The sequence below is a fragment of the Mycobacterium sp. IDUB_17 genome (assembly GCF_055419465.1).
The window spans coordinates 313,765-335,570 of sequence record NZ_JBVAXS010000004.1 but is presented as its reverse complement, the minus strand read 5'-3'; the positions used below and the strand labels follow the sequence as shown (position 1 = coordinate 335,570).

The following is a 21,806-nucleotide window of genomic DNA, read 5'->3' as shown; positions in this document are numbered from 1 at the left end:
CCTTTCATGGTACTGAGTGCCGATGCTATGGTACTGGGTACCAAAAGTAGCAGGACGATGTACTCGATGTGCAGTCCGCGCAACGATTGATCCAACAGAGCCGAGAGCTGAAAGCTAGGGAGAAGATCATGGCCGGCTGGGGCGGTAACCCATCTTTCGATTTGTTTCAGTTGCCTGAGGAGCACCAGGAGCTTCGGGCGGCGATCCGGGCGCTGGCGGAGAAGGAAATCGCCCCGCACGCTGCCGACGTCGACGAGAATGCGCGCTTCCCGGAGGAGGCCCTGCGGGCGCTGAACGCCTCGGGTTTCAGCGCGGTTCACGTGCCCGAGGAGTACGGCGGTCAGGGCGCCGACTCGGTCGCGGCCTGCATCGTGATCGAGGAAGTGGCCCGGGTGGACTGCTCGGCGTCGCTGATCCCCGCCGTCAACAAGCTGGGCACGATGGGCCTGATCCTGCGCGGCTCCGACGAGCTGAAGAAGCAGGTGCTGCCGTCGCTCGCCTCCGGTGAGGCGATGGCCTCCTACGCGCTGTCCGAGCGCGAGGCCGGTAGCGACGCAGCGGGCATGCGTACCCGCGCCAAGGCCGACGGTGATGACTGGATCCTCAACGGCACCAAGTGCTGGATCACCAACGGCGGCAAGTCGACCTGGTACACCGTGATGGCCGTGACCGATCCGGACAAGGGCGCCAACGGCATCTCGGCGTTCGTCGTGCACAAGGACGACGAGGGCTTCAGCGTCGGCCCCAAGGAGCGCAAGCTCGGCATCAAGGGCAGCCCGACCACCGAGCTGTACTTCGAGAACTGCCGCATCCCGGGCGACCGGATCATCGGCGAGCCGGGCACCGGTTTCAAGACCGCACTGGCGACCCTGGATCACACCCGCCCGACGATCGGTGCGCAGGCCGTGGGTATCGCCCAGGGCGCGCTGGACGCGGCGATCGCTTACACCAAGGACCGCAAGCAGTTCGGTAGCGCCATCGCCGATTTCCAGGCCGTGCAGTTCATGCTGGCCGATATGGCGATGAAGCTGGAGGCCGCGCGCCTCATGGTTTACCACGCTGCCGCGCGCGCCGAGCGTGGCGAGACCAACCTCGGGTTCATCTCCGCGGCGAGCAAGTGCTTCGCCTCCGACGTGGCCATGGAGGTCACCACCGATGCGGTGCAGCTGTTCGGCGGCGCCGGCTACACCGTGGACTTCCCGGTCGAGCGGATGATGCGGGACGCCAAGATCACCCAGATCTACGAGGGCACCAACCAGATTCAGCGCGTGGTCATGAGCCGCGCCCTGCTCAAGTAATCCAACACCGCCCAGTGGCCAGTTAACGCACAGTTTCGCCGAAAGGCCGTGCAATAACTGGCCATTGGGCATTTGGTCGGCGAAAGAAGCTAGCCGCGGGTGACCTTCTCCGTCGTGCGACGCCGTTCCTGTGCGCCCGCATCGGGATTGGCCACCTGCACGAGTGACGCCCCGGCGGCGAAGACTGCGACCAGATTCGCGATCAGCTCATCCGGGGTGGCCCACGATGCGGTGGACAGCACCCGGTCGCGGTCGGTGAAACCCTGTGTGGCCGCGGCATTCCGGGCCGCGTCCAGTACCTCGGCGACCGATTTTCCGGCCAGGGCCGGACCGGGAACGCGCTCGGGCACGATCTGGTCGCCGTGCACGCGCACCGCGGTGGCGTAGTCGGTCACCCCGATGGGCAGATCCGGGGCGGGCTTGCCGAACGGGTCGAGCGACAGCACCGCGACCTCGCCACCGGAGACCGCGTCGTCGGCGTCATCGAGTAGATCCCGGGTGCACAGCGCCATGTCGGCTTCGCCGTCGAGCACGACTTCACCTCCGATCCACCAGATCCCGAACAACACCGCTGCGGTCTGCCAGTGTGCGGGCAGAAGCACCGCCACCCGCGTGCCCGGGCCGGCCCCCATCTCGTCGCGCAACAGGTTGGCGGTCTTGGCGGCCCAGTTGGCCATGGTTACCGTCGACAGCTCGATCCGCTCACCGGTGGCGTCGTCGTAATAGGTGATCCGTGGCCCCGCCGGATCCGCTGCCAACAACGGATCCAGCACCGCGGCGCTGACTGTGCTCATAACCCCTGGTTTTACTCGAGGACGATCAGTTCACGCACTTGGGATCGTCCGAACCCGCGTTGAGGATCGGCGACGGTGGTGGTGGCGGGCTCTGTTCGCCGGTGTCGCTGTAGGTGTCGGTGGCCGCGGCCGGATCCACGATGCCCGCGGACGGATCCATGCCATCGGAGCCGGGTCCGGTGTAATCCGCTGCGAGCACCACCCGCACCGCGCCCGGCGGCAACGACGAATCTTCGTTCACGGGCAACCCACCGAGATCCTTCGACACCGCCTGGGCACCGAGATCGTCGGCCTTGGCGGCCAGCACCTGGCTGGACGCGGGCGCGACACCTTCGTGATTGCCGGTCGCGCCCGGAACGAATCCCTTGTTGCTCAGCACCTGTGACACCGCGGCGGCCAGGCCGTTGATGTCGGTGCCGTTGACCACCTCGACAGTGGTGCTGTCCGGCGAGTAGCTGAGTTGTTCGGTCTTGCCCGCGTCCTGATCCTGCAAGAGGCCCGACACCCACTGGCGGACATCGGCGGGATCCACCCGGACCACGCTCTGCATGCCGTCGTCGCTCCAGCCGTCCTCACGCAGGATCGGGATGGTGGCGAACGCCACGCTGCCGCCCGCCAGCTTCTGCAGCTGTTCGACGAAATCCATGATGTCCCAGCCGTCGGAGATCACCATCGACCGCTGCACGGCTTCCTTCAACCGGCTCAGCGTGCCCGGGCTGGACAGCGTCTTGCTGGAGATCACATCGTGGGCCAGCGACGCCATCACCGACTGCTGCCGGGTCACCCGGTCGAGGTCGCCGCGCGGCAGATCATGGCGCTGGCGGACGAAGCTCAGCGCCTGCGGGCCGTCGAGCTTCTGCCAGCCGGCGGGAAAATCGGCACCCGAAAGCGGTTCGTAGACAGCATCTTTGAGGCAGACGTTGACGCCGCCCAGGGCGTCGGTGATCAATGCGAAGCCGAGCAGCCCGATTTCGGCGTAATGGTCGACCGTGACACCGGTCAATGAGGCGACGGTCTTGATCAGCTCCTCGCGGCCGGCCTCGGTGGCCTTGGGCTCGGCGACGGCCGGATCTTCACCCTCGACCTCGACGAGTTGCTTCATCCGGTCCAGCTTGACGTCGCCGAACACGCCGTTGATCTTCATCTTTCCCCAGCCCGGCGCTTCGACGTAGGAGTCGCGGGGGATGGAGATGGCGGTGGCCGACTTCCCGTTGTTCGGGATACGCACCAGGATGATGGTGTCGGTGTTGGTCGAGACGTCGTCACCGGCGCGCAGCGTCTGCAGCTCCTCGGCCGACAGCGGGTTGCCGTGTGCATCGGTACGGCTGTCCATACCGACCAGCAGGATGTCGATGGCGCCGTCGTCGCCGCCCCCGCCGAGCGCCGCCGAGCTGATGTGGTTGATACCGGATTCGAACGAGCGGATCTGGGTCCAGGCCACCCCCGTTCCGAGCACCACGGCCGACGCCGTGGCGACAGCGATGGAGCGAAGCAGGGGGATAGGCACCTGCCCAGGCTACTTGCGGCGCAGGCGTGAGCCGGGTAACGGCGACCGGCGTGCCAGACTCGGCGCATGGCGCAACGGATTGTGATCACCGGGGCCGGCGGCATGGTCGGCCGGGTATTGGCTGATCAGGGACGCGGCGAGGGTCGTGACGTGCTGGCCCTGACCTCTGCCGAATGTGACATCACCAACGTTGACACGGTGCGAGGGTTCGTCGAGCCCGGCGATGTGGTGATCAACTGCGCGGCATACACGCAGGTGGATACCGCCGAGACCGACCAGGTCAGGGCCTACGCCGTCAACGCCACCGGTCCGGGCAACCTCGCCACGGTGTGTGCACAGGCCGGCGCTGACCTGGTGCACATCTCCACGGATTACGTGTTCGGCGCGTCCGCGCAGCGTCGCACCCCGTATGAGGTGGACGACCAGACCGGACCGGTCAACGTCTACGGCCAGACCAAACTGGCCGGGGAACACGCGGTGCTGGCCGCCAAACCCGATGCCTACGTCGTCCGCACCGCCTGGGTGTACCGCGGGGGCGACGGAGCCGACTTCGTGGCGACCATGCGCCGGCTGGCGGCCGGGGACGGCCCGGTCGATGTGGTCGCCGACCAGATCGGGTCGCCCACCTACACCGGTGACCTGGTCGCGGCGTTGCTGCAGATCGCCGACGGTGGTGTGCGGCCCGGCGTGCTGCACGCCGCCAACGCCGGACCGGCCAGCCGGTTCGACCAGGCGCGGGAGACCTTCGCGGCCGTCGGTGCCGATCCGCAGCGGGTCCGGCCGGTCGACAGCAGCCGCCACCCGCGGCCCGCGCTGCGGCCGGCCTACACGGTGTTGTCCGCGCTCCGGTCCGCCGAGGCGGGCCTGACCCCGCTGAGGGATTGGCGGGAAGCCCTGGTGGCCGCGGTTGGAAAAGAGTGCCCGTCCGGCCCGCTACCCTCTACGCCGTGACTGAGGATGCGGCCCGCCCGCTCGTGGTGGTGACGGTGACGTACTCGCCGGGCCCGCACCTGGACCGTTTCCTGGCCTCGCTTGCGTTGGCAACCGATCGGCCGGTGACCGTCATCATGGCTGACAACGGCTCGACCGACGGTGCACCCGAGCAGGCCGAAAAGCGTTACCCGAACGTGCGCCTGCTCCGTACCGGCAGCAACCTGGGTTACGGCCGCGCGGTCAACCGCGGCGCCGAGGAGATATCGGATGCGGAGTGCTCGGAGTTTTTTATCGTCGCCAACCCGGACGTGCAGTGGGGGCCCCACTCGATCGATCTGCTGCTCGACGCGGCCCGGCGCTGGCCGCAGGCCGGGGCGCTCGGGCCGTTGGTCCGTGACCCCGACGGCTCGGTCTACCCGTCGGCGCGGCACCAGCCCAGCCTGGTTCGCGGCGGCATGCATGCCGTGGTCGGCCCGTTCTGGAAGTCGAATCCGTGGACGGCGGCCTACCGCCAGGACCGCCAGGATCCCACTGAGCGCGAAGTCGGTTGGCTTTCCGGTTCGTGCCTGTTGATGCGCCGGGCGGCCTTCGACGCCGTCGGCGGGTTCGACGAGCGCTATTTCATGTATATGGAGGACGTCGACCTCGGTGACCGGATCGCCCGGGCCGGGTGGCAGAACGTCTATGTGCCGTCGGCCGAGGTGCTGCACGACAAGGGCCACTCCACCGGCCGTGACCCGGCGCGCAACTTGGCCGCCCACCACCGCAGTACCTACACTTTTTTGGCTGATCGGTATCCGGCGCCCTGGCAGGCGCCGTTACGGTGGACGATTCGGGGCGCGCTGGCAGCACGTGCGGGCCTGGTGGTCGGTAGTTCGCGACGTAAACATGCGAAAGGGCACTGACGTGATCAATCCCGCGGAGGTGGACGCTGTCGTCCTCGTCGGTGGACGAGGCACCCGGCTTCGGCCCCTGACGCTCTCGGCGCCCAAGCCGATGCTGCCGACGGCCGGAGTTCCGTTCCTCACCCATCTGCTGGCGCGGATCTCCGCGGCCGGGATCAATCATGTGGTGATGGGCACCTCGTACAAGGCCGAGGTTTTCGAGGAGGCGTTCGGTGACGGCTCCGATCTCGGGCTCGAGATCGAATACGTCACCGAGACAGAGGCTCTCGGCACCGGTGGTGGCATCGCCAACGTGGCGGACAAGCTGCGCTACGACACGGCCATGGTGTTCAACGGTGACGTGCTGTCGGCGGCCGACCTCGGTGCGCTGCTGGAGTCACATGACACCCACCAGGCCGACCTCACGCTGCATCTGGTGCGCGTCAGTGACCCGCGTGCGTTCGGTTGTGTGCCCACCGATGCCGACGGCCGCGTGACGGCATTCCTGGAGAAGACCCAGGATCCGCCGACCGACCAGATCAACGCCGGCTGCTATGTGTTCAAAAAGCATGTCATCGACCAGATCCCGAAGGGCCGGCCGGTATCGGTCGAACGCGAGGTGTTCCCGGGCCTTCTCGCCGACGGGCTGAAGGTGTGCGGGTACGTCGACACCTCCTACTGGCGCGATATGGGCACACCCGAGGATTTCGTGCGCGGATCGGCCGATCTGGTCCGTGGCATCGCGCCTTCGCCGGCGCTCAACGGCCAGCGCGGTGAATCCCTGGTCCATGAAGGTGCGGCGGTCGCTCCCGGCGCCTTGTTGATCGGCGGCACCGTGGTGGGCCGCGGAGCCGAGATCGGTGCAGGCGCACGGCTCGACGGCGCGGTGATCTTCGATGGTGTGCGCGTGGAAGCCGGTGCGGTGATTGAACGTTCGATCATCGGCTTCGGTGCCCGCATCGGCCCGCGGGCACTGATCCGCGACGGCGTGATCGGCGACGGGGCCGACATCGGTGCCCGCTGCGAACTGTTGCGCGGTGCCAGGGTGTGGCCCGGGGTGAACATCCCGGACGGCGGCATCCGGTACTCCACCGACGTCTGAACTGCGCCGAAACCACGCTTTCTGACGAGAATTGGCGGCACCGCATCCCAGGCCGTCGTCTCGGCGTTGACACAAGAAGTGTATTTGCCGACCTCTGCCGCGCCTTAAGATTCGATGGGCGAAAGGGGAGGGCCATGTTGAACGGACTGGGACGTAAGGCGGTGGCGCCGCTCGCGGCGGCGTTGGTGCTCGGAGGGGTTTTCGGAGCCACCGCGCCGGAGGCAGCGGCCTGGCCGATACCGCTGACCGGTGAAGACAACGCCTATCTCAAGGCCACACGAGGTGTCTTTCCCGGCGATGACGACCAGTTGCTGCTGGTGGGCCGGGAGATGTGCCGTCTGCTCTACACCGGTCAGCCCGCATCTGCGGTGATCGACCAGATGGCAGGACAGTATGCGGCCACGCCGGAGCAGGCCGCGGTTGCGTTGCGTGCCGCCCGCCGGGCGTACTGCACGCAGGCGCCCGGCTAGACGCCGACCATCTCCGCGCTGCGGTCCCAGAGCTGTTGTGCCAGAACAGGATCGTTGGCCTGCTTGTTCGGCCGACCGGGCTTGCGCCGGGCGTAGTACTGTCCGGACGTCCAGTCGGAGCCCGGGGGCGACGTGGCCAGCCATACCAACTGATCTGCCCCCTTGTCCGGGCTGACCAGGAGGAGCTTCTTCAGCGGTGTGCGGTAGAGCAGTTCCAAGGCCGGGTTGTTGGCCTCCGCGCCGAAGTTCGAGGCCACCGAGCCCGGGTGGAACGAGGCCGTGGAGATCCCAGCAGAGTGGTAGCGGCGGTGCAGTTCCTTGGTGAACAGGATGTTGGCCAGCTTTGCATCGCCGTAGGCCTTCTGCGCCTTGAAACCGCGTTCGTGGTTCAGGTCGGTGATGTCTATGTGGCCGAACAGCCGGTTACCGACGCTGGAGGTGTTGATCACCGATGCCTTGGCGTCGATCAGGCGATCCAGCAGCAGGGTGGTCAGCAGGAACGGGGCCAGGTGGTTGACCTGGAAGGTTTTCTCGAAGCCGTCGACGGTCGCCTGCCGGGTTCCGCTCATGATGCCGCCGGCGTTGTTGGCCAGCACGTCGATGCGCGGATACCGATCCACCAACTGGGCGGCCAGATCGCGGACCTGGCTGAGTTCGGCGAAGTCGGCAACGAGGTGGTCGGCGCCGAGCGCGCCGGCCACCGCCGCAGTCTTACCAGGTGACCGGCCCACCACCACGACGTTGTCGCCACGCCGGCTCAACTGGCGGGCGGCCGCGGCACCGACGCCGTCGCTGGCGCCGGTGATGACGATGGTCCTGCGCTCCGGGTTCACCGGCCCAGACTAGACCGTTCCGGTGACAGAGTCGGTGAGTTGTTGAAGGCCGAAGTCGGTGCTCTCCGGCAGCGCGTCCAACGGCCACCAGCGCAGGTCCAGAGACTCGTCGCTGCAGGCGATCTCGGCGCCTTCCGGTGCCCGCACCACGAACTGCATGTCGAGGTGGCGGGTCGGCACGCCCAGCGAGCAGGTCACCGGATGCACGTGTAGCGCGGCCAACTGCGGGTCGATGGTCAGCCCGGTGATGCCGGACTCCTCGGTGGCCTCGCGCAGTGCGGCGGAGCGAATGTCGGAATCTGTTTCCTCACAGTGCCCGCCGAGCTGCAACCAGCGGCCGAAGCGGGGATGCAAGGTGAGCAACGTCTGGGTTCCGGTGTGATCGACCACCAGTGCCGAGGCGGTGATGTGGCCGGGTACGCACGCGCGCAGGCAGGCATCGGGCCGGGCGGCCAGAAACGACAGCACCGCGTACCGCAGGGTGTCCTGGCCGGGATCGGCTGTCTGCCAATGCGTCAGCATCTCGACGGCGGAGGCGTGCAGGCTCTCGGCGCTCACTTCACGACCAGCAGGCCGTCGGTGGGCACCGGGTCGCGCGGCGGTTGCGGATCGGCGGCGTGACCGATCGCGATGGCGCCCAACGGCTCCCAGTCCGCGGGCAGATCGAGCTCGGCACGCACCAGGTCACCGGCGAAGATGGTCGAGCCGATCCAGCAGCTGCCCACGTCGCGTACCGCCAGCGCCACCAGCAGGGCCTGCACCGCCGCACCCACGGCGACGGTGAACATCGTGTGCTCGGCCTGGGTGCGGGCCTCGTCGGGATAGCTGTGGGCGCCGTCGGGAACCAAGAACGGAATCACCAGTTCCGGGGCGTCGTACAGGATCTGACCGCGGTTCACACGGCGCTCGACGGACTCCGGGTCCCGGCCGTCCCCGGTGAGATCGGCCCGCCACCGGTCCTTCATCCGGTCCAGCAGCCGGGTCCGCACGGCACCGTCCTGCACCCAGACGAAGCGCACCGGGCGGGTGTGATGCGGGGCGGGCGCGGTGAGTGCATCGCTGACGGCGGCTTCGATGAGTGCGTGGTCGACCGGTTCGTCGGAGAACGTGCGCACTGAGCGACGCAGTAGCTGAGCTTGGTTGCGCCCCATCTCGATTGCCTCGGCGGTACCGAGCCAGAACAAATCGTCCTCGCCGGACCGCAGCAGCGTGCGGGCGTTCGATCCGTCGTCGGTCAGCTCCAGCCCACGCACCACCGCGACGGGGATCGCAGTGAGCTTGCCCTTCACCAGATCGGCTGCCGCAGCGATCTCGTCGGCCACCGCCACCTCGGTGACCAGAAGTTCGTTACCGTGCCGATCGCGTGCGCCCGCATAACCGTGCAGCACGGTGAGCCCGGATGCGCCGATGGCGAAATCGGCCTGGCCGTTGCGCCAGGCGCGGCCCATGGTGTCGGTGATCACGACGGCGACGGTGACGCCGAGTCGCTCACGCAGGTTTTCGCGAAGCGCCTGTGCGCTGCCGTCGGGATCGACCGGCAGCAGGGCCAATTCGTTCGAGTCGACATTGGAGCCGTCGACTCCGGCGGCGGCCTGGACCAGTCCGATGGCGTTCTCGGTGATCAGGGTCCGGCCCTTGCGTGCCAGCACGCGGACCGCCTCGGCGTCGATGAGCTTGCGCCGCAGGGTGTCCCGCTCGTCTGGGTCGGAAGGGGCGGTGACGATGCGGCCTTCACACTTGGACACGATCTTGCTGGTGATGACCAGCACGTCCCCATCACGCAGCCACGGCGTCGCCTCGGCGAGGGCGGCGGCCAGATCATCCCCGGGTCGGAACTCGGGAAGCCCTGGCACCGGCAGAATCTCGACCCGGTCGGCAGACCCGTGCTCGGTGTTCACCCCGGTGGTCACAGCGCAACGCCTGCCACATCCAGACCGGCCCGCACCATCTCTGCGGTGGTCGGCGGGTCGGTCATCAGCAGCGGTACCGTGCGCACAGCCACGCCCTCGATCTCGGCGTCATCGCCCTCGTGTACCAGCCAGCCGTCCAGGATCCCGGTGCCCGACCGGGCGCCGAAGTGCTGGCCGACGGCCTGCGAGGTGGATTCCACGCCGATGATGGACAGACACTCATCTGCCATGCCGCGCAACGGTTTTCCGTCGATGATGGGGGAGTAGCCGACCACGGGTGCCTTCGTCGAACGCAGCGCGCCGCGGACACCGGGGATCTGCAGGATCGGCCCGATGCTCACGACGGGATTCGACGGTGCCAGCAACACCACGTCGGCCTCGGCGATCGCGTCGGTGACGCCCGGCGCGGCGGTTGCCTGTTCTGCACCGACGAACGCGAAGCTGTGTGAGGGCACCTGTGCGCGGTAGCGCACCCACCACTCCTGGAAGTGGATGGCCCGTCGTTCGCCGTCCTCGGGGTCGGTGATCACCACGTGGGTCTCGCTGCGGTCGTCGGTGACCGGCAACAGCCGCGCACCCGGTGACCAGCGCTTGCACAGCGCCTCGGTGACCTGCGACAGCGGGTAGCCGGCGCGCAGCATCTGGGTGCGGACCAGATGGGTGGCCAGGTCCCGGTCGCCCAGGCCGAACCAGTCAGGTTGCACGCCGTACGCGGCAAGTTCTTCCTTGGCGTGCCAGGTCTCATCCTTGTGACCCCAGCCGCGCTCGGGATCGATGCCCCCACCCAGGGTGTACATACAGGTGTCGAGGTCCGGGCAGATCCGGACGCCGTGCATCCACGCGTCGTCGCCCACGTTCACGATCGCGGTGAGTTCATGCTTGCTGTCGCTCCCGGCGAACTGGCCGAGGCACAACAGGTGCTGTACCCCCAGCAAAAACCGGGCGCCTCCGACGCCGCCGACCAGAACGGTGATCTTCACAACGTCCGACCCTAAGCTCTGAGGGCGCGCGGATGGAAACGACGTCGTCACGGGCAGGACACGCCGATGTCGCGACGCGCCGATTTGACATTACGAGATGGTATGAATTCGCGTCCCGGCGCTTGACCCTGGCAGCTAACACGTGTGTAATCACATATGTGTCATTTCCCGGTCGGTGACCGATTCCGGTGTCGCGGACCGAGATTCGATCAACTGTTCGAATGGGGTGACCGCACATCGCAATAGTGGGGCTCCACTTAGGATCTATGAGACCGAGTGAGGAGGCGGGGGATAATGTCTTATGAGAGCGGCGATTTCGATCATGTGGTCCGGTTCGACAACCGGCTACTCGGCTCGGTAGACAACGCACCGCACATCAACGCCGGGCCGACACCGCTGGGGATGCCCGCACGTCCTCAGCTGAGTTTGGTACCCGAACACATTGATGTTGATCCGGAAAACGAAGACGACCAATGGCAGGAACGTGCGCTGTGCGCACAGACCGACCCGGAGGCGTTCTTCCCGGAGAAGGGCGGGTCTACCCGCGAGGCCAAGCGCATCTGCCAGGGATGCGAAGTGAAGGACGCATGCCTGGAATATGCGCTCGCGCATGACGAGCGTTTCGGAATTTGGGGAGGGCTGTCCGAGCGGGAGCGTCGCCGGCTCAAACGCGGCATCATCTGACGCTCTTCCCGGCAGGGCGCTTCATCGCAGGGGTGCGGCGCTCGATGTCAGTCGTCGTCGATCGTTGGGTCGATGACTGACGGTTCAACTCCCAGATAAGTGGCCACTTGGGCCACCAGGATTTCATGCAGCAGATCGGCAAGCTCATCGGATCCTTTGACCCGGCGCTCGATGGGCTTGCGGAACAAGACAATTCGAGCCCGGGTCGCGTTCCCTCTGACGTCGACCCCAGCAGGTATCAGCCGTGCCAGCGCGATCGGCCCATCGGCGATGACCTCGGGTGGCCATTGCACACTGTCCGGGTCTTTCGGGGACATCCGCGGAATCTCATCGACGGCGACGTCCAGTTCTCGCAGCCGCGACGCCCACCGGCGTTCGATCGGTTCGTAAGCCTCCAGCACCGCCATGTCGAACCGCTCGGCCCGGCTGCGCCAGCCGGGAACCGAGCGCGGAAGTAGCGGCCCGCGCATATCGCGGCCGCGGCGCGATCGCCATGGGTTGCGCTGGGCCACGGCGATGATCGTAACGGTTCGGGATCGGGGCCCCGACGGCTGCGCGTGTCCGGCGGCCCACAGCGATCGTCCAAAGTAATCTCTGGGGCGTGAATGTTCCCCGTCGCTGCTGCCGGCCCGGGTGCCCGCACTATGCCGTGGCGACGCTGACTTTTGTCTACTCCGACTCCACGGCGGTAGTCGGACCACTGGCCACGGTGTCTGAGCCCCATTCCTGGGATTTGTGCGTCGGCCATGCCGGCCGCATCACTGCGCCGCGCGGTTGGGAGCTGGTCCGTCACGCCGGGCCGCTGCCCACCCATCCCGACGAGGACGATCTGGTGGCGCTGGCCGATGCGGTCCGCGAAGGTCAACCCGGTGCGGTTTCCCGGGGCGGGGTGGTGGCCGGATTCTCCGATCCCTCCACCGGTCTGGGCACCAGCGCGGTGATGGTGCCACCGGCGCGTCCCGCGGAGACCAACGGACGTCGTCGCGGCCACCTGCGGGTGTTGCCGGATCCCACTGACTAGACAGCGGTCGGGCCAAGAGTAGTGAACGTATCGACGCCGCCCGACGGTTAGGCTGGCGCCAACGATTCCGTTTCACAAGGAGCTATATGTCTAGGCCAGCGGCGGCTGTTCACGATGTCATCAAGGCCTATGACGTCCGGGGACTGGTCGGCAGCCAGATCGACGAGGCGTTCGTGTCCGAGGTCGGCGGTGCATTCGCTCGGCTGGTCCGCGCCGAAGGTGCGGGACAGGTGGTGATCGGTTACGACATGCGGGCCAGTTCGCCGACGCTGGCCTCAGCGTTCGCCGACGGTGTCACCGCCCAGGGCTTGGATGTGGTCAGAATCGGCCTCGCCTCCACCGATCAGCTGTATTTCGCGTCGGGCCTGCTGGACTGCCCGGGGGCGATGTTCACCGCCAGCCACAATCCCGCTGCCTACAACGGGATCAAACTATGCCGCGCCGGGGCCAAACCGGTCGGCAAGGACACCGGCCTTTCGATCATCTCCGACGAGGTGATCGCCGGCGTGCCGGCGAACGACGGCCCGGCAGGCGTCACCTCCGATCGCGATGTGCTGTCCGACTACGGCAGCTTCCTGCGGTCCCTGGTCGATCTCAGCGCGCTGCGGCCGCTGCGCATCGCGGTCGATGCGGGCAACGGCATGGCCGGTCACACCACACCGGCGGTCCTCGGGCCGATCCCGGGTGTCACCGTGCTCCCGATGTTCTTCGAACTCGACGGCAGCTTCCCCAATCACGAGGCCAACCCGCTGAATCCGGCCAATCTCGTCGACCTGCAGGCCCACGTGTTGGCCTCCGGCGCCGACATCGGCCTGGCGTTCGACGGGGACGCGGACCGTTGCTTCGTGGTCGATGAACTCGGCCGGCCGGTGTCACCGTCGGCGGTGACCGCACTGGTGGCAGCCCGTGAGCTCAAACGCGAGATCGGCGCCACCGTGATCCACAACCTGATCACCTCGCGCGCCGTTCCCGAATTGGTCATCGAGCGCGGCGGCACGCCCGTACGGTCCCGGGTCGGGCACTCCTACATCAAGGGTCTGATGGCCGAGACGGGCGCCATCTTCGGTGGGGAACACTCGGCCCACTACTACTTCCGGGACTTCTGGGGTGCCGATTCCGGCATGCTCGCGGCCCTGCACGTGCTGGCCGCACTGGGCGAGCAGGAGCGTCCGCTGTCGGAGTTCATGGCGGACTACCAGCGGTACGAGGCGTCCGGCGAGATCAACTTCACCGTCGGCGATGCCCCGGCGTGCGTCGACGCCGTGCTCAAATCCTTTGCCGGCTCGATCCACTCCATCGATCACCTCGACGGTGTCACAGTCGATCTCGGTGACGGCAGCTGGTTCAACCTACGCACGTCGAACACCGAACCGCTGCTCCGGCTGAACGTGGAAGCGCGTGCCGCCGAGGACGTCGCCGCGCTCGTCGACAGAGTTTCGGCACAGATCCGTGAGGTGAGCGAGCCGGTGCCGTGAACGCCGTGGACGCCACGGTCGACTTAGGCGACGGTGACGGACTTCTCGCCGCCGATCGCAACGGTCTGCTGCGGGCCGCGGCAATGGCGGGCGCCCAGGTTCGGGCCACCGCCGCGGCGTCGGCAGAGGGTCTGCTCGACCCGCTGCGTGCCGATCAACCACCGCGCACGGTGATTTGGGTTGCCGGCCGCGGTACGGCCGAGAGTGCCGGCGCCATGCTGGCCGCCGTGCTCGGCGCGTCGATCTCGGCGCCCATCGTGGTGGCCGCCGAGGCCCCGCCGTGGCTCGGCGCACTGGACGTGGTGATCGTCGCCGGTGACGACCCGGGCGATCCGGCCCTGGTGAATGCGGCGGCCACCGGTGTGCGCCGCGGTGCCCGGGTCCTGATCGTGGCGCCCCATGAGGGGCCGCTGCGTGACATCGCGGCCGGGCGCGCGGTAGTGCTCGCGCCCCGGCTGTGGGTGCCCGACGACTTCGGGCTGGCCCGGTACCTGGCCGCAGGTCTGGCCGCGCTACACGTTGTGGATCCGGGTATGCGTGTGGATCTGGCCGCACTGGCCGACGAACTCGACGCCGAGGCGCTGCGCAACAGCGCCGGGCGAGAGCTGTTCACCAATCCGGCTAAGACGCTGGCCGAGCGGATGTCGGACAGCGCGGTCGTGCTGGCCGGCGACAATCCGGCCACCCTGGCGCTGGCCCGGCACGGGGCGGCCGCGATGCTGCGCCTGGCCGGGGAAGTGGTGGCGGCCGCCGGGCTGAGTGATGTGCTTGCGGCGATGGGCAGCGGGGCAGTGGGGGTGCCTGCGGCCCGATCGTTGTTCCATGACGAAGAGATCGACGGACCGCTGCCACGCCGCATGCGTACATTCGCGTTGATCACCGACACCGAACGACAAGCGGTGGGGGCACGGGTCAGCGGCTTCGACGACATCGCCGTGATCGGTGCCGAGGACGTACCGGAAGCGGCTGGGACGACCCTGCCGGTCGGGCGCCCGGAACAACAACTGGCGATTCTGGCTGTCCGTGTGGAGATGACGGCCGTATATTTGAAACTGGTTCGAGGATAAGAAGTGCATCTGCTACGGGGCGCGGTGCGGACCTATGCCTGGGGTTCGCGCACGGCAATCGCTGATTTCACCGGAAGGCCCAGTCCGACAATCCATCCGGAGGCTGAACTCTGGCTCGGGGCGCATCCGGGCGACCCGGCCTGGCTGCAGACCGAACACGGTGAAGAGTCGTTGCTGCAGGCGATCAATGACGACCCCGAGGGGCAATTGGGCAGTGTGGCGATCGGCCGATTCGGCGACGCACTGCCGTTCCTCGTCAAGGTGCTGGCCGCCGATGAGCCGTTGTCGTTGCAGGCGCACCCCAGCGCCGCTCAGGCCCGGGAGGGCTTCGACCGTGAGGACCGGCTCGACATCCCGGTGTCCTCGCCTGTCCGCAACTACCGCGACCGGAGCCACAAGCCCGAGTTGCTGGTTGCCCTTGGACAATTCGATGCGCTTGCCGGATTCCGCCCGGTCGACCGCACGGTCGAGCTGATGCGCGCACTGGCGGTCTCGGACCTCGACCCGTTCATCAACCTGCTGTCCGATCAATCCGGTGCCGACGGGTTGCGGGCCTTGTTCACCACCTGGATCACCGCTCCGCAGCCCGACCTCGACGTGCTGGTGCCGGCGGTTCTCGATGGAGCGGTCCACTACATCCGGTCCGGGGCAAGGAAATTCGCTGCCGAGGTCAAGACCGTGCTGGAGCTCGGTGAGCGTTATCCGGGTGACGCCGGTGTGCTGGCCTCCCTGCTGCTCAACCGAATCAGCCTGCGGCCGGGGGAAGGCATCTACCTTCCGGCCGGAAACTTGCACGCATATCTGCACGGTGTCGGTGTCGAGGTGATGGCCAACTCCGACAACGTGCTGCGTGGTGGGCTGACCCCGAAGCACGTGGATGTCCCCGAACTCCTGAGGGTGCTGGATTTCACTCCGACCCCTGACGAGCGGCTGCGTCCGGAAACCGTCACGGAAGGGCCGGAGACCATCTACCGGACGCCGGCGCAGGAGTTCGCGGTATCGGTGTTGTCGGTCGAAGGTGACCGCCTCGGTGACGAGATCGACGTGCACTCCCACCACGACGGGCCGCAGCTGCTGCTGTGCACGGAGGGCGCCGCGGTGATCTACGCCGACGACGACAAGCTGACCTTGGAGCGGGGCGCGGCAGCGTGGGTGGCGGCCGAGGACGGCCCCATCCGGCTGACTGCCGCCGAGCCGACGAAACTGTTCCGCGTCACCATCGGGATCTAGCCGGAATCCGTCACGCCGAGGGGGCGACGACCTCGGGCTCACGGTCGCTGCGCTCGGCGAGCCATTGCTTGATGTTGTTGCGCATGGCACGGCCGACCAGGCGGGGCGGCGGCACCAGATAGAGGCTGTCGATCAGGCTGGTCCTGCTCAGAAACCATTCGGCCACAAAGGGATCGGTCTCGGCTGCTGCGACAAATTGATTGAACAGCTCGTACGCCGGGCGGTACCACCAGGGGCGGTCGCCCACCGCCCCGTGCTCGGTATGGTCCGCTGCGGCGTTCATCAGCCACACGGGCCAAATCGTCTTGGCGTTGCTGAACGCCAGTCGCCACATCACGTTGTCCATTCCGCCGGCCAGCGCCCGGCGCAGGTTGTCGGCCTGCAGTGCCGCCATCGTCACGCCCTGCCCGAACGTGGGGTTGAGGCTGGCGATGGCGTCACCGAACGGCAGGATCCCCGTGGGAAATCTGCCGATCCGTTCGTAGCGCCGCCACTTGCTCGTCGGGTACCGGTGAAGGTTCATTTCGCCGACGGGCGTACCGGCTCGCAACGCGGCACTGATCTCGGCCGGCAGCAGCTCGTCGGCCAGCGCGCAAACCCCCGCGAAGTCACGGGGCGGTTCGGCCTTGGCCACCCCGAATGCCGTCACCATCCAGATGCCGTCCTCGTGGAAAAGCATGCCCATCCCCAACGGGCGGTTTCGGGTGGCGCCGACAATGATCATCTTCTGCGGCATCATCCCCTCGGGGATCTTCACGCGGTGCGAGGCGTAGGTGACGCCCACCTGTACCGAATCCTCGCGTGGGCGCTCGAATCCCCACTGTTGCAGCCACGCCGGAAGCCGGCTGCCGCGGCCTGACGCGTCGATGACCAGATCGGTCGGCGTGACATCGCCGTCATCGAGGACGACGCCGGTCACCCGCTCGGTCGCCGGGTCGTACTGCGGATGCGCGACGGCTCGGTGCGCAATCTCAACCCTGGCCAATGCGCTGACCCGCTTGCGGATCTGCCATTCGAGGTGACCACGGCTGGGAACGTAGGCGGTGTATTTGTCGTCCAGTCCGGTTTCCAGGACGTGGCCGGCCGCGTCGAAGTGGATCAACTCGCGGCGGTTGCGTATCACCGGGACGCCGGAGGCCGCCATGTCGTGGAGCAATCCGGGAAACAGCGCTTCCAGTTCCTGACCGCCACGGGCCATCAGCAGATGGACGTGCTGGCCCTGCGGGATGGCGCTGCGATTGACCGGCTGGTCCGGAAGCTCGTCGCGTTCGTAGACGGTGACGTGGTCGAAATGGTCGGCGAGTACCCGGGCCGCGCACAGCCCGGCGATGCTCCCTCCAACGACAACGGCTCGATTCGGCGAAAGTTCGTGAGTCCTGCGCATATGACGGCTACGGTACTGCGACCACGGCGTGAACCGGATCGGAATGAGAGGTGGCGTCAATTTTGTCTGCCTTTCGGTCGTCGCCGCGAGCGCATCTGTCGGCTGCGGGGGCGGATGCAGCCCACGTCATCGTCAGTGCTGGTACCGGCCGCCTAACGGGCTTGCAACAACTCGTGGCACAATCCCGTGGCTGAAGACGTGATACGGCTCTCAGATTGATACCCTCTGCAAGAAACTTCACACATCAACGGATGGGGCGATGACAACGGTCAGCGACGCGGACGGCACAGCAACTGGGGACCTCTATTTCGACAGGGTGGAGGCCCTCTCTCGTGCGACTGTCCGTCGACGCTTCGATCCCCATGTCGACATCGACTGGGACGCCCCCGAGAATGCGTTGCAGGACGACGATCCGCGGTGGCAGTTGGACCCGGAGAGCGCTCCGCTCGCGGCGACGGACTGGTATGCCGAACAGCCGTTGCAGCGCCGCATCGACATGGGCCGCTGGGTCACCGCGAACACGCTCAAGGTGACGCTGCAATTCGAGATGATGCTGATTCGCGGTGTGGTGCACTACGCCGGCAAGTTGCCGAATCGGTCGCCGGTGTTCCAATATCTGCTGCACGAGCTGATCGACGAATGTAATCACATCCAGATGTTCCAGGAATTCGTCAACCGCACCGGCGAGGATGTGCCCGGAATGCGACGCGGCTCGCGGGTGATCGGGCCGATCCTCGGCTTTATCGGCGGCTATGCCAACATCATCCATTTCATCGGAGTGCTGTGCGGTGAACAGCCGCTGCACTTCCAGCAGACTCTGCAGCATCGTGGCGCGGCTCATGTGCCGCCGTTGCTGAACAAGATCACCTACATTCACCTGGCGGAGGAAGCGCGGCACATTTCGTTTGCCGACGACCTTCTGGCTCAGCGAATGCAAAAGGTCACCCGCCTGAAGAAGGCGTGGTACGCCATTCTGTTCCCGTTCTTTCTCCGGTGGTTGATCGGGGAGATGATCGGGCCGCCGCGCACCTTTGCCCGGGAGTTCGGGGTTCCGCGACGGGTCTTCAAGTCTGCGTTCTGGCGGAGTGCCCGGTCGCGCCAGATGATGGCGGAATCGGCCGCCGACGTCCGGCGGGTGGCCGAGGACCTTGGCCTGCGGACGGCATGGTCGCGGTGGATCTGGCGAATGTTGGGTATCGAGGGACGGCTACCGCGGTACCGCGGTGAGCCTGACCGGAGCCCTGCGGTCGCGCGGGTGGCCGAGCTCCGCACCGCCCTGACGGCACGCCTCGCGGCAGTGGCGGTCATGGCGAGCGTTGCCCTGCTGGCGACACCGGACGGTGTGCGGATCATCGCGTGCGCCGCCGCTGGGGCCGGCGTATGGGCGGCCTATCACACCCTCCGGGAACGTCGCGGCGGTGTGGTGGGGAACCAACCGTTCGAATGGCCGCGGCTTTTCGTGTGGGTTGTGGTGTGCGTGGCCATGATTCCCGCGGGTGGGCTGATCGGGCTTGCACTGGTGGTGTTCATGATCCTGGCGCTCGCCGAGTTCATGCCCACCCTCTGAACCGGACCCGAATCATTCGCGGCACGCCTGCCGCCTGACTGCACGAACGACGAAGCGGCGCCCCGAGGGGCGCCGCTGGTCAAGGTGCTTCAGGTCGAACGGGCTGCTGTCAGGCGGGCTTGTGGTACGTGTAAACCCGGTACTGGATGAGGCCGAGCTTGGACAGCCACTTCATCCAGCGGGTGCCGACGATCATCGTCTTCTGGGCATCCGCTGAACCCTGCTCGCGGAAGAACTTGAGCAGGAAGGGATACGTCGGCAACGTGTTCTTCCGGATGTTGCGCTTTGCCGTGAGTTCGAGGCCCGCACGCTTGCCCATGGACTTGTAGCCCCGCAGGGGCACATTGCCGAGCGTTCCGTAGGACTTCGCGATCCGGGGGCGGATCGCCATCCAGATCGGTGTCTTACCGAAGAACATCAGGGTCGGCACGAAGTCGGACACCGCCAGGTAACCGCCCGGCTTGAGCACCCGCGCCGCTTCCGCGAGGAACTTCTCACGGGACGGGAAATGGAAGATGCACTCGACGGCCAGGACACGGTCGAACGAGTTGTCCTCGAACGGCAGCTGACAGGCGTCGGCCTCGATCCAGCCGATCTTGTTGCCGTTGACCGGCTTGGTCTGGGCACCGGCGGCCGCGAGCTGGCGCGGATCGATGTTCAGGCCCGTGAGATCCATGTTGGAGTAGGTGCCGTTGATCTGCTGGATGGTTCCGCCGAATCCGCAGCCGGCATCCAGCAGCTTCTGTCCGTCGGCAACCTTTCCCGCCGCGAACAGCACATGGTCCATCTGCTCCATGGCGGCCTTGTAGTCGGCCCGGGTGCCCGTGGCGGTCTTGGGATTCTCCCAGTAGCCCCAGTGCACCTGGTTATCCCACAGCTGGCCGGTTTCGCCGCCGTCCTGCCTCTCATCGATCAGCAGGTCAAAGTAGGGGAGCTCAGCCATGCGCGGGACCGTATCACGATCGGAGCCGAGTGTGACGTAGACCCCACTGGGCGGCGAGGGCACGGTTCGGCGAAGTTTGAGAGTCCTACCTGTTTCGCCGCCACCGTGGTGGGAACATTGCGTGACCTAGGTCAGGATGAGAGGCCACACCACATATGTCTGCCCTTCGGCGAACCAAATCTGTCGAGCAGTCGATAGCCGACACCGACGAGCCGTCGACGCGGCTCCGCAAGGACCTCACGTGGTGGGACCTGACGGTGTTCGGGGTGTCGGTCGTGATCGGCGCGGGCATCTTCACCATCACCGCGTCCACAGCGGGCAATCTGACCGGGCCCGCGATCTCGATCGCCTTCGTGATCGCCGCCGTGGCATGCGGTCTGGCCGCCTTGTGTTACGCCGAGTTCGCTTCGACCGTGCCCGTCGCCGGCAGCGCGTACACCTTTTCCTATGCCACGTTCGGTGAATTCGCGGCGTGGATCATCGGGTGGGATCTGATCTTGGAGTTCGCCGTCGCCGCCGCGGTGGTGGCCAAGGGATGGTCGAGCTACCTGGGCACGGTGTTCGGGTTCGGCGGCGGAATAGCGGATTTCGGTGGCCTGGCGGTCGACTGGGGCGCGTTGGTGATCATCGCGCTGGTGACGGTCCTGCTGGTGGTCGGCACCAAGTTGTCCGCGCACTTCAGTCTGGTGATCACCATCATCAAGGTGTCGGTCGTGCTGTTGGTGGTGATCGTCGGCGCGTTCTATATCAAGGCCGCGAACTACACCCCGTTCATCCCGCCGAACGAGGCCGGCAAGGGGGCCAGCGGGGCTGACCAGTCGTTGTTCTCGTTGTTGACCGGGGCTGCCGGCAGCCACTACGGCTGGTACGGCGTGCTGGCCGGCGCCTCGATCGTGTTCTTCGCGTTCATCGGGTTCGACGTCGTCGCGACCACCGCCGAGGAGACCCGCGATCCGCAGCGCGACGTGCCCCGCGGCATCCTGGCCTCACTCGGCATCGTCACGGTCCTCTATGTCGCGGTGTCGGTGGTGCTCTCGGGCATGGTGTCCTACACCGTGCTGCGGGATGCGCCTGACGGCCACGCGAACCTGGCCACGGCATTCGAAGCCAACGGTGTGCACTGGGCGGCGAAGGTCATCTCGATCGGAGCGCTAGCGGGCCTCACGACTGTGGTGATCGTGCTGATGCTCGGACAGACCCGGGTGCTGTTCGCGATGTCGCGCGACGGTCTGTTGCCGCGCAAACTGGCCGTGACCGGCAGCCATGGGACGCCCGTCCGAATCACCGTGATCGTCGGTGTGCTCGTGGCGATCGCCGCCTCGGTGTTCCCGATGGGACGGCTCGAGGAGATGGTCAACATCGGCACGCTGTTCGCCTTCGTGCTGGTCTCGGCCGGTGTCATCGTGCTGCGCCGGACTCGCCCCGACCTGCCGCGCGGATTCCGCGTGCCGTGGGTGCCGGTGTTGCCGATCGCCGCGATCCTGGCGTGCCTGTGGTTGATGCTCAACCTCACCGGATTGACCTGGATCCGGTTTCTGCTCTGGATGGTGATCGGCGTGGTGGTGTACTTCGCGTACGGCCGGCGGCATTCGGTCCTGGCCAGCCGGGACGTCGCCACAGTTTGAGCGGCACGGCCTAGGAGCCACCGAAACTGAAGCCAGGGACAAATCCAGCGCCGATCTTGTCCCTGGCTTCAGTTTCGAGCTGCAGCCAGAAACCCCACC

21 protein-coding genes are annotated in these 21,806 nt (G+C 66.8%); 12 read left to right on the top strand and 9 right to left on the bottom strand.

The features are described from left to right. Positions 1 to 128: 128 nt before the first annotated feature. On the top strand, positions 129 to 1,298 hold the full coding sequence (locus tag ACZYZ7_RS19110; RefSeq protein ID WP_463741515.1) for an acyl-CoA dehydrogenase: 1,170 nt from the start codon (positions 129 to 131) through the stop codon (positions 1,296 to 1,298). Between the two features lie 89 nt (positions 1,299 to 1,387). Here ACZYZ7_RS19110 and ACZYZ7_RS19105 read toward each other — a convergent pair whose 3' ends face one another. Together ACZYZ7_RS19105 and ACZYZ7_RS19100 are read right to left on the bottom strand one after the other, a co-directional pair. Continuing rightward, a complete protein-coding gene (locus ACZYZ7_RS19105; RefSeq protein WP_463741514.1) occupies positions 1,388 to 2,092 on the bottom strand; it encodes a TIGR03089 family protein in 705 nt (234 codons plus the stop codon). 25 nt (positions 2,093 to 2,117) lie between these two features. Then, complete coding sequence (locus tag ACZYZ7_RS19100; protein WP_167857764.1) at positions 2,118 to 3,599, bottom strand: LCP family protein; 1,482 nt, start codon at positions 3,597 to 3,599, stop codon at positions 2,118 to 2,120. 66 nt (positions 3,600 to 3,665) lie between these two features. Here ACZYZ7_RS19100 and rfbD point away from each other — a divergent pair, with 66 nt between their 5' ends. The 4 genes from rfbD (at position 3,666) to ACZYZ7_RS19080 (ending at position 6,988) form a co-directional block, all read left to right on the top strand. After that, positions 3,666 to 4,550 (top strand): dTDP-4-dehydrorhamnose reductase, encoded by an 885-nt coding sequence (rfbD, locus tag ACZYZ7_RS19095; RefSeq protein WP_450070281.1) that lies wholly within the window; start codon positions 3,666 to 3,668, stop codon positions 4,548 to 4,550. Then, complete coding sequence (locus tag ACZYZ7_RS19090; RefSeq protein ID WP_167857765.1) at positions 4,547 to 5,437, top strand: glycosyltransferase family 2 protein; 891 nt, start codon at positions 4,547 to 4,549, stop codon at positions 5,435 to 5,437. The genes rfbD and ACZYZ7_RS19090 overlap by 4 nt, the downstream gene beginning before the upstream one ends. Before the next feature lies 1 nt (position 5,438). Further along, on the top strand, positions 5,439 to 6,518 hold the full coding sequence (gene manB / locus ACZYZ7_RS19085; RefSeq protein ID WP_135453215.1) for a mannose-1-phosphate guanylyltransferase: 1,080 nt from the start codon (positions 5,439 to 5,441) through the stop codon (positions 6,516 to 6,518). Between the two features lie 134 nt (positions 6,519 to 6,652). Further along, positions 6,653 to 6,988, top strand: coding sequence for a DUF732 domain-containing protein (locus tag ACZYZ7_RS19080; protein WP_450070280.1), 336 nt, complete (start codon positions 6,653 to 6,655; stop codon positions 6,986 to 6,988). Here the strand turns inward: ACZYZ7_RS19080 and ACZYZ7_RS19075 are convergent. From ACZYZ7_RS19075 to cofD, 4 genes are read right to left on the bottom strand one after another with little or no spacing between them, the layout of a single operon-like run. Beyond that, a complete protein-coding gene (locus tag ACZYZ7_RS19075; RefSeq protein ID WP_463741513.1) occupies positions 6,985 to 7,821 on the bottom strand; it encodes an SDR family NAD(P)-dependent oxidoreductase in 837 nt (278 codons plus the stop codon). The two genes, ACZYZ7_RS19080 and ACZYZ7_RS19075, sit on opposite strands and share 4 nt — an antisense overlap. A 9-nt stretch (positions 7,822 to 7,830) precedes the next feature. Next, positions 7,831 to 8,343 carry an NUDIX hydrolase gene (locus ACZYZ7_RS19070; protein WP_135459916.1) on the bottom strand — a complete coding sequence of 171 codons (513 nt, stop codon included), beginning with the start codon at positions 8,341 to 8,343 and terminating at the stop codon, positions 7,831 to 7,833. A gap of 32 nt (positions 8,344 to 8,375) precedes the next feature. After that, the gene (locus ACZYZ7_RS19065) at positions 8,376 to 9,719 is read right to left on the bottom strand and encodes a coenzyme F420-0:L-glutamate ligase (RefSeq protein WP_463741710.1); all 1,344 of its coding nucleotides are present in this window, start codon (positions 9,717 to 9,719) and stop codon (positions 8,376 to 8,378) included. Positions 9,720 to 9,727: 8 nt separating this feature from the next. Then, entirely contained in the window at positions 9,728 to 10,711 is a 984-nt protein-coding gene (cofD, locus tag ACZYZ7_RS19060) for a 2-phospho-L-lactate transferase (protein WP_463741512.1), read from the bottom strand. Between the two features lie 294 nt (positions 10,712 to 11,005). Here cofD and ACZYZ7_RS19055 point away from each other — a divergent pair, with 294 nt between their 5' ends. Continuing rightward, positions 11,006 to 11,395 (top strand): WhiB family transcriptional regulator, encoded by a 390-nt coding sequence (locus tag ACZYZ7_RS19055; RefSeq protein ID WP_135453220.1) that lies wholly within the window; start codon positions 11,006 to 11,008, stop codon positions 11,393 to 11,395. 47 nt (positions 11,396 to 11,442) lie between these two features. Here the strand turns inward: ACZYZ7_RS19055 and ACZYZ7_RS19050 are convergent, their stop codons facing one another. Then, positions 11,443 to 11,865, bottom strand: coding sequence for a metallopeptidase family protein (locus ACZYZ7_RS19050; protein ID WP_036388738.1), 423 nt, complete (start codon positions 11,863 to 11,865; stop codon positions 11,443 to 11,445). A gap of 131 nt (positions 11,866 to 11,996) precedes the next feature. On the opposite strand from ACZYZ7_RS19050, the gene ACZYZ7_RS19045 reads away from it, so the two are divergent. The 4 genes from ACZYZ7_RS19045 (at position 11,997) to manA (ending at position 16,188) form a co-directional block, all read left to right on the top strand. Beyond that, positions 11,997 to 12,416: a DUF3499 domain-containing protein gene (locus ACZYZ7_RS19045; protein WP_450070276.1), complete on the top strand. Its 420-nt coding sequence runs from the start codon at positions 11,997 to 11,999 to the stop codon at positions 12,414 to 12,416. An 86-nt stretch (positions 12,417 to 12,502) separates the two neighbouring features. Next, positions 12,503 to 13,891: a phosphomannomutase/phosphoglucomutase gene (locus ACZYZ7_RS19040; protein ID WP_463741511.1), complete on the top strand. Its 1,389-nt coding sequence runs from the start codon at positions 12,503 to 12,505 to the stop codon at positions 13,889 to 13,891. Then, positions 13,888 to 14,958 (top strand): TobH protein, encoded by a 1,071-nt coding sequence (locus ACZYZ7_RS19035; RefSeq protein WP_135453223.1) that lies wholly within the window; start codon positions 13,888 to 13,890, stop codon positions 14,956 to 14,958. Before ACZYZ7_RS19040 ends, ACZYZ7_RS19035 begins: the two co-directional genes overlap by 4 nt. Before the next feature lie 3 nt (positions 14,959 to 14,961). Further along, a complete protein-coding gene (manA, locus tag ACZYZ7_RS19030; RefSeq protein WP_463741510.1) occupies positions 14,962 to 16,188 on the top strand; it encodes a mannose-6-phosphate isomerase, class I in 1,227 nt (408 codons plus the stop codon). Between the two features lie 10 nt (positions 16,189 to 16,198). Here the strand turns inward: manA and ACZYZ7_RS19025 are convergent, their stop codons facing one another. Continuing rightward, positions 16,199 to 17,572, bottom strand: a complete 1,374-nt coding sequence (locus ACZYZ7_RS19025) for an FAD-dependent oxidoreductase (protein ID WP_463741509.1) — start codon at positions 17,570 to 17,572, stop codon at positions 16,199 to 16,201. A 259-nt stretch (positions 17,573 to 17,831) separates the two neighbouring features. Between ACZYZ7_RS19025 and ACZYZ7_RS19020 the strand changes: the two genes are divergently transcribed. Beyond that, a complete protein-coding gene (locus ACZYZ7_RS19020) occupies positions 17,832 to 19,139 on the top strand; it encodes an AurF N-oxygenase family protein (protein ID WP_450070271.1) in 1,308 nt (435 codons plus the stop codon). A gap of 109 nt (positions 19,140 to 19,248) precedes the next feature. On the opposite strand, the gene ACZYZ7_RS19015 is transcribed toward ACZYZ7_RS19020, so the two are convergent. Continuing rightward, entirely contained in the window at positions 19,249 to 20,082 is an 834-nt protein-coding gene (locus tag ACZYZ7_RS19015) for a class I SAM-dependent methyltransferase (protein ID WP_450070270.1), read from the bottom strand. A 155-nt stretch (positions 20,083 to 20,237) separates the two neighbouring features. On the opposite strand from ACZYZ7_RS19015, the gene ACZYZ7_RS19010 reads away from it, so the two are divergent. Further along, positions 20,238 to 21,707: an amino acid permease gene (locus ACZYZ7_RS19010; protein ID WP_135453228.1), complete on the top strand. Its 1,470-nt coding sequence runs from the start codon at positions 20,238 to 20,240 to the stop codon at positions 21,705 to 21,707. Positions 21,708 to 21,806: the final 99 nt, after the last annotated feature.

Bases quoted from the DNA above. Each gene is read 5' to 3' on its own strand.
- ACZYZ7_RS19110 (WP_463741515.1), top strand. From the start codon at position 129: ATGGCCGGCTGGGGCGGTAACCCATCTTTCGATTTGTTTCAGTTGCCT.
- ACZYZ7_RS19105 (WP_463741514.1), bottom strand. From the start codon at position 2,092: ATGAGCACAGTCAGCGCCGCGGTGCTGGATCCGTTGTTGGCAGCGGAT.
- rfbD (WP_450070281.1), top strand. From the start codon at position 3,666: ATGGCGCAACGGATTGTGATCACCGGGGCCGGCGGCATGGTCGGCCGG.
- ACZYZ7_RS19080 (WP_450070280.1), top strand. From the start codon at position 6,653: ATGTTGAACGGACTGGGACGTAAGGCGGTGGCGCCGCTCGCGGCGGCG.
- ACZYZ7_RS19070 (WP_135459916.1), bottom strand. From the start codon at position 8,343: ATGCTGACGCATTGGCAGACAGCCGATCCCGGCCAGGACACCCTGCGG.
- ACZYZ7_RS19055 (WP_135453220.1), top strand. From the start codon at position 11,006: ATGTCTTATGAGAGCGGCGATTTCGATCATGTGGTCCGGTTCGACAAC.
- ACZYZ7_RS19050 (WP_036388738.1), bottom strand. From the start codon at position 11,865: ATGCGCGGGCCGCTACTTCCGCGCTCGGTTCCCGGCTGGCGCAGCCGG.
- ACZYZ7_RS19040 (WP_463741511.1), top strand. From the start codon at position 12,503: ATGTCTAGGCCAGCGGCGGCTGTTCACGATGTCATCAAGGCCTATGAC.
- ACZYZ7_RS19025 (WP_463741509.1), bottom strand. From the start codon at position 17,572: ATGCGCAGGACTCACGAACTTTCGCCGAATCGAGCCGTTGTCGTTGGA.
- ACZYZ7_RS19020 (WP_450070271.1), top strand. From the start codon at position 17,832: ATGACAACGGTCAGCGACGCGGACGGCACAGCAACTGGGGACCTCTAT.
- ACZYZ7_RS19015 (WP_450070270.1), bottom strand. From the start codon at position 20,082: ATGGCTGAGCTCCCCTACTTTGACCTGCTGATCGATGAGAGGCAGGAC.
- ACZYZ7_RS19010 (WP_135453228.1), top strand. From the start codon at position 20,238: ATGTCTGCCCTTCGGCGAACCAAATCTGTCGAGCAGTCGATAGCCGAC.